Annotated in this window: 10 protein-coding genes; 8 read left to right on the top strand and 2 right to left on the bottom strand. The window is 71.9% G+C overall.

Annotated elements, in window-relative coordinates:
• Positions 1–152: 152 nt before the first annotated feature.
• The 5 genes from fasR to fabF all read left to right on the top strand — a co-directional run bounded on the left by fasR (position 153) and on the right by fabF (position 5006).
• Positions 153–1322, top strand: a complete 1170-nt coding sequence (fasR, locus tag AOK22_RS22930) for a fatty acid biosynthesis transcriptional regulator FasR (protein ID WP_055700597.1) — start codon at positions 153–155, stop codon at positions 1320–1322.
• A gap of 89 nt (positions 1323–1411) precedes the next feature.
• Positions 1412–2323, top strand: coding sequence for an ACP S-malonyltransferase (locus tag AOK22_RS22935; RefSeq protein WP_055700590.1), 912 nt, complete (start codon positions 1412–1414; stop codon positions 2321–2323).
• Positions 2324–2351: 28 nt separating this feature from the next.
• Positions 2352–3353, top strand: coding sequence for a ketoacyl-ACP synthase III (locus AOK22_RS22940; RefSeq protein WP_055700591.1), 1002 nt, complete (start codon positions 2352–2354; stop codon positions 3351–3353).
• 72 nt (positions 3354–3425) lie between these two features.
• On the top strand, positions 3426–3674 hold the full coding sequence (locus AOK22_RS22945) for an acyl carrier protein (RefSeq protein ID WP_055531551.1): 249 nt from the start codon (positions 3426–3428) through the stop codon (positions 3672–3674).
• Between the two features lie 69 nt (positions 3675–3743).
• Positions 3744–5006 (top strand): beta-ketoacyl-ACP synthase II, encoded by a 1263-nt coding sequence (gene fabF, locus AOK22_RS22950; RefSeq protein ID WP_055700592.1) that lies wholly within the window; start codon positions 3744–3746, stop codon positions 5004–5006.
• 315 nt (positions 5007–5321) lie between these two features.
• Here fabF and AOK22_RS22955 read toward each other — a convergent pair whose 3' ends face one another.
• A complete protein-coding gene (locus AOK22_RS22955; RefSeq protein ID WP_055700593.1) occupies positions 5322–5816 on the bottom strand; it encodes a DUF3145 domain-containing protein in 495 nt (164 codons plus the stop codon).
• Between the two features lie 340 nt (positions 5817–6156).
• On the opposite strand from AOK22_RS22955, the gene AOK22_RS22960 reads away from it, so the two are divergent.
• Complete coding sequence (locus AOK22_RS22960) at positions 6157–7065, top strand: SGNH/GDSL hydrolase family protein (protein ID WP_055700594.1); 909 nt, start codon at positions 6157–6159, stop codon at positions 7063–7065.
• A gap of 31 nt (positions 7066–7096) precedes the next feature.
• The gene (locus AOK22_RS22965) at positions 7097–8101 is read left to right on the top strand and encodes an aldose epimerase family protein (RefSeq protein ID WP_055700595.1); all 1005 of its coding nucleotides are present in this window, start codon (positions 7097–7099) and stop codon (positions 8099–8101) included.
• Between the two features lie 112 nt (positions 8102–8213).
• Here AOK22_RS22965 and AOK22_RS22970 read toward each other — a convergent pair whose 3' ends face one another.
• Positions 8214–10841, bottom strand: coding sequence for a glycoside hydrolase family 3 protein (locus tag AOK22_RS22970; protein ID WP_079036755.1), 2628 nt, complete (start codon positions 10839–10841; stop codon positions 8214–8216).
• 207 nt (positions 10842–11048) lie between these two features.
• Between AOK22_RS22970 and AOK22_RS22975 the strand changes: the two genes are divergently transcribed.
• Positions 11049–11621 carry a TetR/AcrR family transcriptional regulator gene (locus AOK22_RS22975; RefSeq protein ID WP_055700596.1) on the top strand — a complete coding sequence of 191 codons (573 nt, stop codon included), beginning with the start codon at positions 11049–11051 and terminating at the stop codon, positions 11619–11621.
• Positions 11622–11631: the final 10 nt, after the last annotated feature.

Consider the following 11631-nt stretch of genomic DNA (forward strand, 5'->3'; position numbering starts at 1 on the left):
GGTAACGACCCCGGCGCCGACCACCGCACTGGCCCCGGCACCGCATCCCCCCGCCCCGATAAGGCAGTCTTGTCCCCGTGCCCGAACCCTCAGCGAACGAAGCCCCCCAGGAGTCCCGCCAGCCGTCCGGCCCGGGGTCCGGCCCGGACGCCCTGCGGACCCCCCACGCGCACGCCGCGACCCTGAAGCGTCTGGAGAAGTCGTCCGGGAGCCTCGCGGCGCAGGCCATCGCGCGCATGGACGAGACGCTGTCCTGGTACCGGGCGATGCCGCCGGAGAACCGGTCCTGGATCGGTCTGGTCGCCCAGGCCGGTATCGCCGCGTTCACCGAGTGGTTCCGGCACCCGGACGCGCCCCAGGCCATCTCCACCGACGTCTTCGGCACCGCCCCCCGTGAGCTGACCAGGGCGATCACCCTGCGCCAGACCGTGGAGATGGTGCGTACGACGATCGAGGTGATGGAGTCCGCGATCGACGAGGTCGCGGCGCCCGGCGACGAGTCGGTGCTCCGCGAGGCGCTGCTCGTCTACGCCCGTGAGATCGCCTTCGCCACCGCGCAGGTGTACGCGCAGGCCGCCGAGGCACGCGGTGCCTGGGACGCGCGCCTGGAGTCCCTCGTGGTGAACGCCGTGCTCTCCGGCGAGGCCGACGAGGGTGCGGTCTCGCGCGCCGCGGCCCTCGGCTGGAACTCGCCCGAGCATGTGTGCGTGGTTCTCGGCACCGCCCCCGACGGCGACAGCGAGCTGACCGTCGAGGCCATCCGCCGCGCCGCCCGGCACGCGAAACTGCAGGTCCTGACGGGTGTGCTGGGCGACCGCCTGGTGGTCATCGCGGGTGGCAACAACAATCCGCTGCACGTGGCGAAGTCCCTGATCGGGCCGTACGCCGCGGGTCCGGTGGTGGCCGGGCCGATCGTCCCCGACCTGCTCGCCGCGACCCGTTCCGCGCAGGCGGCGGCCGCCGGGCTCAAGGCGTGCGCCGCCTGGCAGGACGCCCCGCGGCCCGTCCTCGCGGACGATCTGCTGCCGGAGCGCGCGATCGCCGGGGATCCGGCGGCGCGCGAACAGCTGGTGGAGGAGATCTACAGACCACTGGAGGAAGCGGGCTCCGCGCTCCTGGAAACGCTCAGTGTCTATCTCGAGCAGGCGAGCAGCCTCGAAGGCGCGGCCCGAATGCTCTTCGTTCATCCGAATACCGTGCGCTACCGGCTTCGACGTGTGACTGACGTCACCGGTTGGTCACCTTCCGATGTGCGCTCCGCATTCACGCTGCGAATCGCACTGATCCTGGGGCGTCTGGCCGACGGGGATCCCCAATCGTAGGATTTTGTCGGGCCCCTACAATTCCCCCAGCCGTTCTTCGTCCCTGTCCCCACGGGCGGCTCCCGCCGTCCACAAGAGAGAGTGTGAGAGTGCTCGTACTCGTCGCTCCCGGCCAAGGCGCTCAGACGCCCGGCTTCCTGACCCCCTGGCTCGACCTTCCCGGCGCCGCAGACCGGCTCGCCGCCTGGTCGGACGCCATCGGGCTGGACCTCGCCCACTACGGCACGCAGGCCGACGCGGACGCGATCCGCGACACCGCCGTGGCGCAGCCGCTGCTCGTGGCTGCCGGTCTGCTCTCCGCCGAGGCACTCGGTGACATCACCCCGGGGGCCGTCGCCGGACACAGCGTCGGCGAGATCACGGCCGCCGCGTACACGGGTGTGCTCTCCGACGACGACGCCCTGCGGCTCGTCCGCAAGCGCGGGCTCGCCATGGCCGAGGCCGCCGCCGTCACGGAGACCGGCATGGCGGCGCTGCTCGGCGGCGACCCCGAGGTCACCGTCCCGCACCTGGAGAAGCTCGGCCTCACCCCGGCGAACGTGAACGGCGCGGGCCAGATCGTGGCCGCCGGCACCAAGGAGCAGCTCGCCGAGCTGGAGGCCGACAAGCCCGAGGGCGTGCGCAAGGTCGTCGTCCTCAAGGTCGCGGGCGCCTTCCACACCTCGCACATGGCTCCCGCGGTGGCGCAGCTGGAGGAGGCCGCCCAGGGCCTCACCGTCGCCGACCCGCGTTTCACCTACGTCTCGAACCGGGACGGCAAGACCGTCGCCACCGGCGCCGACGTGATCTCCCGCCTGGTCGGCCAGGTGGCGAACCCGGTCCGCTGGGACCTGTGCATGGAGACCTTCCAGGAGCTCGGGGTCACGGCGCTGATCGAGGTGTGCCCCGGCGGCACCCTGACCGGCCTGGCCAAGCGCGCCCTGAAGGGCGTCAAGACGCTCGCGGTGAAGACCCCCGATGACCTCGACGCGGCCCGCGCGCTCGTCGCCGAGCATTCCTGAGCCGACGACAGACAAGGAGCCGTAGCGCATGTCGAAGATCAAGCCCAGTCAGGGCGCCCCGTACGCGCGGATCATGGGCGTCGGCGGCTACCGGCCCACCCGCGTCGTGCCGAACGAGGTCATCCTCGAGACGATCGACTCGTCCGACGAGTGGATCCGCTCCCGTTCGGGCATCGCGACCCGCCACTGGGCCTCCGACGAGGAGACCGTGGCCGCGATGTCCGTCGAGGCGGCGGGCAAGGCCATCGCCGACGCGGGCATCACGCCCGAGCAGATCGGTGGCGTGATCGTCTCCACCGTCTCGCACTTCAAGCAGACCCCGGCCATCGCGACCGAGATCGCGGACAAGATCGGCGCGGGCAAGCCCGCCGCGTTCGACATCTCCGCGGGCTGTGCAGGCTTCGGCTACGGCCTCACCCTCGCCAAGGGCATGGTCGTCGAGGGGTCCGCCGAGTACGTCTTGGTCATCGGCGTGGAACGGCTGAGCGACCTCACCGACCTGCACGACCGTGCGACCGCCTTCCTGTTCGGTGACGGCGCGGGCGCCGTGATCGTGGGCCCCGCCAAGGAGCCGAAGATCGGCCCGACGGTCTGGGGCTCGGAGGGCGACAAGTCCGAGACGATCAAGCAGACCGAGTCCTGGGAGGCGTACCGCAACGGCGCCCCCGACAAGTTCCCTGCCATTACGCAGGAGGGCCAGGCGGTGTTCCGCTGGGCCGTGTTCGAGATGGCGAAGGTCGCCCAGCAGGCGCTGGACGCGGCCGGAATCACCGCGGACGACCTGGACGTCTTCATTCCGCACCAGGCCAACATGCGGATCATCGACTCGATGGTGAAGACTTTGAAGCTGCCGGAGCACGTCACGGTCGCCCGTGACGTGGAGACCACCGGCAACACCTCGGCCGCCTCGATTCCGCTCGCGATGGAGCGGCTTCTGGCGACCGGCGAGGCGAAGAGCGGCGACACCGCGCTCGTCATCGGCTTCGGGGCGGGTCTCGTGTACGCCGCCACGGTCGTTACCCTCCCCTAGGCATCACGTCCGGATCATCCGATCCGTACGGAAGCCGCCACACCCTCTGGATACATAAGAAGGAGCGCCAACATGGCCGCCACTCAGGAAGAGATCGTCGCCGGTCTCGCCGAGATCGTGAACGAGATCGCCGGCATCCCGGTCGAGGACGTCCAGCTGGACAAGTCCTTCACCGACGACCTGGACGTCGACTCGCTGTCCATGGTCGAGGTCGTCGTCGCCGCCGAAGAGCGCTTCGACGTCAAGATCCCGGACGACGACGTCAAGAACCTCAAGACGGTCGGCGACGCGACGAAGTACATCCTCGAGCACCAGGCCTGATCGAGCCCGTGCTCAGTCGCCACCCGGTGGTGGCGCCGTGATCCCCTCAACACCGTGGAGAAATTTCCTGTGAACTCGACCAATCGCACCGTGGTCGTCACCGGTATCGGCGCAACCACACCGCTGGGTGGCGACGCAGCGTCGACGTGGGAGGGCCTGGTCTCGGGCCGCTCCGGCGTCAGCGCTCTGGAGCAGGACTGGGCGGCCGAGCTGCCCGTCCGCATCGCCGGTCAGATCGCCGTGGAGCCCGGCGAGATCATCCCCCGCCCGCAGGCGCGCAAGCTGGACCGTTCGGCGCAGTTCGCGCTGATCGCGGCCCGCGAGGCCTGGGCGGACGCCGGCTACACCGCCAAGGCGGGCGAGGACACCTCGGTGGACCCGCACCGGCTCGGTGCGGTCATCGCCTCCGGCATCGGCGGCGTGACGACGCTCCTCGACCAGTACGACGTGCTCAAGGAGAAGGGCGTACGCCGCGTCTCCCCGCACACCGTGCCGATGCTGATGCCCAACTCCCCGGCGGCCAACGTCGGCATCGAGCTGGGCGCCCACGCCGGTGTGCACACCCCGGTGTCGGCCTGCGCCTCCGGCGCCGAGGCCATCGGCTACGCCATCGAGATGATCCGCACCGGCCGCGCCGACGTCGTCGTCGCGGGTGGCACGGAGGCGGCGATCCACCCGCTGCCGATCGTCGCGTTCGGCAACATGATGGCGATGTCGAAGAACAACGACGACCCGCAGGGCGCCTCGCGTCCCTACGACGCCGACCGCAACGGCTTCGTGCTCGGCGAGGGCGCCGGCGTGATCGTCCTCGAGTCCGAGGAGCACGCCAAGGCCCGCGGCGCGAAGATCTACGCGGAGGCCGTCGGCCAGGGCATCTCGGCCGACGCGCACCACATCACGCAGCCCGAGCCGTCCGGCAACGGCATCGCGGCGGCGCTGCAGAACCTGGTCGACACGACCGACCTCAAGCCGGCCGAGATCGTGCACGTGAACGCGCACGCGACCTCGACGCCGCAGGGTGACGTCGCCGAGATCAAGGCGCTGCGCAAGGCCTTCGGCGACGACGTCGACCACATGGCCATCTCCAGCACCAAGTCGATGACGGGTCACCTGCTGGGTGGCGCGGGCGGCGTGGAGACCGTGGCGACGGTCCTCGCGCTCAAGCACCGCGTGGCCCCGCCGACGATCAACATCGAGAACCTCGACCCCGAGGTCGACGCGGACATCGTGCGCGGCGAGGCCCGCCCGCTGCCCGAGGGCAGGATCGCGGCGCTGAACGACTCGTTCGGCTTCGGCGGCCACAACGTCGTCCTGGCGTTCCGCACGGTCTGACCGGTCGCAGACGGACCGGACGGTCTGACCCGTCACAGACGGACCGGACGGTCTGACCCGTCACAGGCGGGCCTCACGGTCTGACGACCGTCCGAGACGGTCACAGGCAACCGAAAGGGCCCCACCACACGGTGGGGGCCCTTTCGTATACCCGATTCTCGTGTACCCGATCGGGCGACACGCGTACGGCTGCTCAGACGACCTGGTGGCCAGACGACGTGATGCGCCGCTCAGACGACCGGTGCCCGTCGGACAACCTGGTGCTCAGACAACCTGCTGCCCCTCAGACAACCTGGTGCTCAGACAAGCCACCCCTCAGACAACCTGGTGGAGCCACCGCACCGGCGCACCCTCGCCCGCGTACCGGAACGGCTCCAGCTCGTCGTCCCAGGGCTTGCCGAGCAGCTTGGCGAGCTCGGCCTCCAGGTCGCTCTCGCCGCGCTGCGAGCGGGCCAGCGCGGCCCTCAGCCGGTCCTCGGGGATGAGGATGTCCCCGTGGATGCCGGTGACGGCGTGGAAGATGCCGAGTTCGGGCGTGGCGCTGTAGCGCTCGCCCTCGGCGGTGGCACAGGGCTCCGCGGTGACCTCGAAGCGCAGCAGATCCCAGCCGCGCAGCGCGGAGGCGAGCTTGGAGGCGGTGCCCACCGAGCCCTGCCAGGAGAATTCGGATCTCCAGGTGCCCGGCGCCGCGGGCTGCCTGATCCAGTCGAGGCTCACACGCGCACCGAGCACGCCCGCGACAGCCCACTCGACGTGTGGGCACAGCGCGCGCGGAGCGGAGTGCACGTACAGAACTCCACGTGTCGTCACCGGGACCTCCAGTGTGGGTCGAGGTTCGCCTTCCCCAGCGGCCTCGCGCCCGTGCCGAGCGATTTTCCCAAAGACTAGAGAAAACTAGAAAAAGGGGACAGATGTGACGTGATGTAATTTAGCGGAACCAATGCGGCGGGGCGCCACCGGGTGGATCACCCGCCCTGTCGCCGCCGTCACAGCAGTGGCCCGGCAGCTACGGGCCGAGGCTACCGTGCGGCGGCGCAAGGAGTGTGACGTACCGTCGGTCCGAAGGCCAGGAAACTCCGACCATTCACCCGGCGGGGCGCAACCCCGGGCACGCGCACGACGTCACGTTGAACGACAGAGGGGAGCAGGGATGCGGAACCGCAGGCACCGCTCACGTGCCGTCGTCGCTCTCGCGACGGCGGCCCTTCTCGGTACCGGGGCACTCACCGCGTGCGACGCGCAGGGCGGCGACTCCGGCGCCCCGGGCGGCCCCTCGGCCCGCAAACCGTCTCCCAGGCCCACACCGGCCTGGGACACCTCGCCCCGCTCCCTGGCCGCCGTCGGCGACTCCATCACCCGTGGCTTCGACGCCTGTTCGGTGCTCTCCGACTGCCCCGAGGCGTCCTGGGCGACCGGTTCGGACGCCGAGATCAAGAGCCTGGCGACCCGGCTGCTCGGGAAGGAGCGGGCCGCCACGCACAGTTGGAACCACGCGAAGACCGGCGCCCGCATGGCCGACCTGCCCGAGCAGGTCGAACAGGCCGCCGTCGAGCGGCCCGAGCTGGTCACGGTGATGGCGGGCGCCAACGACGCCTGCCGCGCGTCGGCCGACTCGATGACACCCGTCGCCGACTTCCGCGCCTCCTTCGAGGAGGCGATGCGCACGCTGCGCCGCGAGCTGCCGAAGGCGCAGGTGTACGTGGCGTCCGTACCGGATCTCAAGCGGCTCTGGTCCCAGGGGCGCACCAATCCGCTGGGCAAGCAGATCTGGAAACTGGGCATCTGCTCCTCGATGCTGGCCGATCCGGACGACCTGGGGGCCCAGGCGGTGCGGCGGCGGGAGTCGGTGCAGGACCGGGTGGTCGCGTACAACAAGGTCCTCAAGGACGTGTGCGCCAAGGACCAGCGCTGCCGGTACGACGGCGGGGCGGTCTTCGACTACCGCTTCGAGGGCGCCCAGTTGAGCCACTGGGACTGGTTCCACCCCAGCAGGAACGGCCAGTCGCGGCTCGCCGAGATCGCCTACCGGCAGGTGACCTCGCACAAGCCTGTGGCCTAGCGGGCGGGCGGCCCGGCGTAGGGTCGCGATCATGCGCAGTGAACTCTTCGGGACGCTTCCCGACGGCACGCCCGTCCACCGCTGGACGCTGGAGCGGGGTCCCGTGCGGGTGCGGATCCTGACGTACGGCGGGATCGTGCAGTCCGTGGAGGTCCCCGACCGGTCGGGGCGGGTGGCGCCGGTGGCGCTGGGCTTCGCGGATCTCGCGGGGTATCTGGGGCATCCCGGGCCGTACTTCGGGGCGCTGGTGGGGCGGTACGCGAACCGGATCGCGGGCGGCGCCTTCACCCTCGACGGACGCGCGCACCGCCTCGCGCGGAACAACGGCCCCAACGCCCTGCACGGCGGCGAGCGCGGCTTCGACAAGCACGTGTGGGAGGCGGCGCCGGCGGGCGAGCACGGGGTGCGGCTCACGCGGGTCTCCCCCGACGGCGAGGAGGGTTATCCCGGCCGCCTCGCGGTCTCGGCGACGTACACGCTGGACGAGACGGGCGCGCTGCGCATCGCGTACGAGGCGACGGCCGACGCGCCGACCGTGGTGAACCTCACCAACCACACGTACTGGAATCTCGCGGGCGCGGGCGGCGGCACTGGTGTCGGCGGCGGCGCGCTGGGGCACGAGGTGCGGATCGCCGGCTCGCGGATCACCCCGGTGGACGGTGACGGGATTCCCACCGGGGAGTACGAGGACGTCGAGGGGACGCGGTTCGACTTCCGCCGGGCGCGGCAGGCCGGGCCCGGCTTCGACCACAACTACGTGCTGGACAAGGGGGTGACGGCGGACCCGGTCGAGGTGGCCGAGCTGAGCGACCCGGCGTCCGGGCGGGTCCTGACCGTCGCGACGACGGAGCCGGGGCTCCAGTTCTACACAGCGGACCATTTCGCGGCGGACCTGCCGTTCCCGCCCTGCGGCGGGATCGCCCTGGAGACGCAGCACTTCCCCGACTCCCCGAACCGGCCACGGTTTCCCTCGACGGTGCTGCGGCCGGGCGGGGTGTACGGGTCGGAGACGGTGTACGGCTTCTCGGTGCGGTGACCCCTCTGCGCTGCCGGACGGCGCGCTCGCCGTCAGACGGCGTGCGTCCCGGTCAAACGGCGAGCGCCGCGGTCAGGCGACGGGCGCCCCGGTCAGACAGCGAGCGCCGCGGTCAGACGGCGAGCGTCTCGGTCAGGCGGCGGTCCGTGAGCGAGCGGCCCGCCTCGATCTCGTACCGGCCGCTCCGGTACGCCCAGGAGCCGGTGGTCTCGTCCCACGTCTCGAAGGCGCGGCGCGGGAGTTCGACGGTCACCTCCACGCTCTCGCCGGGCGCCGCCTCGACGCCCGCGAACCCGGCCAGCCTGCGCGCCGGGCGGCCGGTCGCCCCGGCGTCGGCGGGCGCCAGATAGACCTGGACGACCTCGCGGCCCGTGCGGGCACCGGAGTTGCGGACGCGGACCGTGACGGTGGTGCCCTCCACGGCCATCGACTCGTACGTCCAGTCGGTGTAGCCGAGGCCGTGTCCGAAGGCGTACGAGGGGGTGGCGCCGGCCTGCTCCCAGGCGGGGTAGCCGATGAACACGCCCTCGGTGTAGGCGAGTTCGCCGTTCTCGGGGGTGACCCGGGTGACGGGCGCCGCCGCGAGGTCGCCCCAGGTGGTGGGGAGCCGGCCGCCGGGCTCCTCGGCGCCGAGCAGGACGTCGGCGAGCGCGGCGCCGCCCTCCTGGCCGGGGAACCAGCCGAGCAGCACCGCGGCGACGTCGTCGCGCCACGGCAGCTCCACCGGGGAGCCGGAGTTGACGACGACCACGGTGTTCGGGTTGGCGGCGGCCACCGCGCGGACCAGGTCGTCCTGGCGGCCCGGCAGCCGGAGGTCCTGGCGGTCGAAGCCCTCGGACTCGACGCGTTCGGTGGTGGCGACGACCACGACGGCGGTGTCGGCGCCGCGCGCGGCCTCGACGGCCTCGGCGATCAGTTCCTCGGCGCCGCGCTGCGGGCCGAGGTGGACGAAGGAGAACATGACGCCGGGCAGCGGCGTGGCCCGGTCCTTGTCCAGGTGGTGGCGCAGGGAGACCTCGACGGGTTCGCCCGCGGTGAGCGCGACCGTGCCGCGGTCGACCGGTGAGCCGAAGAACGCCTCGAAGGGGTCGGCCTCGGCACCCATGGGCTGAACGCCGTCGAAGAGGACCTGTCCGCCGACGGTGAGCGTGAAGGCGCCGAGGCCGCGCGTGCCGAAGGCGTGCTCGCCGCTCTCGCGCGGCGTGAACGTGCCGACGACCTCGATGCTCGCCATGGCCTCGTGGGTGACGCCCTCGGGCAGGTCGTCGCCGATCCACTGGACCTGGCCGGTGGGCAGGCTGCCCTCGCCGAGGACGGTGCCCGCAGCGTCGCGGCAGACCGCGCGGAGCTCGAACCCCTTGTCGGCGGGGGTGAGTTCGTCGCTGGGGTCGGCCCCGACGACGTAGGTGAGCGTGCCGTCGGGGAGGGCGGCGGTCAGGCCGTCGAGCGGGGAGACGACGCGGGCGGGGAAGACGGTGGCGGAGCCGCCGCCGAGGACCCGGGCGTCGCGCGCGGCGGCGCCGATGAGGGCGACGGTGCCGGCGGGGTTCAGCGGGAGGACGCGGCTTCCTTCACGCTTCTCGCCGTCGCGTGTCCCGTCGCTTGCCCCGGCGCGCGTACCGTCGCTTGTCCCGTCGCCCGGTTCACCACGTACGCCGTCGCGTACTTCGTCGCGCACTTCGTTGCGTACGAGGACGAAAGCGCGGCGGGCGACCTCGCGGGCCAGGGCCTCGCCGTCGATCTCGGCGGGGAGGTCCTCGGGGCGGACGGCCGGTTCGGCGCCTTCGAGGACGCCGACGCGGGCGGCGAGGCGCAGGACGTTGCGGACGGCCTCGTCGACGGTCTCCTCGGGGACCTCGCCGGCGCGGACGGCGGCGGCCAGCGGCTCGCCGTACACGGTCGCCGGTCCCGGCATGGCGACGTCGAGGCCGCCCTCGATGTCGCGGACGGTGGAGCGGGCGGCCATCCAGTCGGAGACGTTGTAGCCGTCGAAGCCCCATTCGCCGCGCAGGACGTCGTTGACGAGGTGGCGGTGCTCGGTCATGGTCACGCCGTTGACCTGGTTGTACGCCGTCATGATGCCCCAGGGGTGGGCGTTGGCGACGATGGCCTCGAAGGGCGCGAGATACAGCTCGCGCAGGGCGCGCGGGGCGACCTTGTTGTCGACGGTGAAGCGGTCGGTCTCGGCGTCGTTGGCGACAAAGTGCTTGACGGTCGTGCCGACGCCGCCGGACTGGACACCCTGGACGTACCCCGTGCCGATGACGCCCGTCAGGTACGGGTCCTCGCTGTACGCCTCGAAGTGGCGGCCGCCCAGCGGGGAACGGTGGAGGTTGACGGTGGGCGCGAGCAGGACGTGCACGCCCTTGCGGCGGGCCTCCTGGGCGAGGAGCGCGCCGGCGCGGCGGGACAGGTCCTGGTCCCAGGTGGCGGCGAGCGCGGTCGGGGAGGGCAGCGCGACGGACGGGTCGTCGGCGGTCCAGCGGACGCCGCGCACGCCGATCGGGCCGTCGGACATCACGAGGGGCGCGAGGCCGATCTCCGGCAGGGCGTGCAGCTCCCACATGGTGCGGCCGCCGAGCAGCCGGGCCTTGGCGTCGAGATCGAGCTTGCCGAGGGCGGCCTCGACGGCCGCCTCCCGGGCCTGCCCCCTGGCCTGGTCCCTGGCCTGATCCCTGGCCTGACCCCTGACCTGGTCGCCGTCCGCCCGCGTGGCCTCGGTGGGCTTGCTTGCCGCCATGGCGGTGCCTCCTCGATGAGTCCGTCGTCGATCCGGCCCGTCCGCGCCGGCCCGTCCATGCCGGTTCGTCCGAGCTGGTCCCTCCATCCTGCACCCGCTACCTGTAGCTCAGTAGTTTTCGTTACCTTCTCGTAATATAAAGATGTCGTACGGTCCTCCGAGCAGGGAGTTCGGGAACGGGCGGGGAGTTCAGGAAGGGGTACGGGGATGGCGGCCAGGGCCAGGAGCGAGGAGCGGCGCGCGGAGATCCTCCGGGCGGCGTTCGAGGTGATCGCCGAGCGCGGGTACCGGGGGGCGAGCCTCGGGGCGGTCGCCGAGCGGGTCGGCCTCACCCAGCAGGGCCTGCTGCACTACTTCCCCACCAAGGAGGCCCTGCTGGTCGCCGTCCTGGAGGCCCGCGACCAGTGGGACGCGGTGCCGCGCGGCCAGTGGCGGCTCGACCTGCTCACTTCGCTCGTCGAGTACAACGCGATGCGCCCCGGCATCGTGCAGACCTTCTCCGCCCTGCTCGGCGAGAGCGTCACGGACGAGCATCCGGCGCGCGGCTTCTTCTCGGGGCGGTACGAGGCGGTGCGCACGAACTTCGCGGCGGTGCTGCGCGCCGAGTACGGCGACCGCCTGCCGTCCGGCCTCACCCCGGAGGCGGCCGCCCCGCTGATGACGGCCGTGATGGACGGCCTGCAGTACCAGTGGCTGCTCGACCCCGAATCGGTGGACATGCCGGGGGCGTTCAGGGACTTCCTGACACTGCTGGGCGAAGGGGGGACGGGCGAGGAGTAGGGCCCGGGGG

The sequence above is a fragment of the Streptomyces silaceus genome (genome assembly GCF_001419745.1).
Taxonomy (GTDB): Bacteria; Actinomycetota; Actinomycetes; order Streptomycetales; family Streptomycetaceae; genus Streptomyces; species Streptomyces silaceus.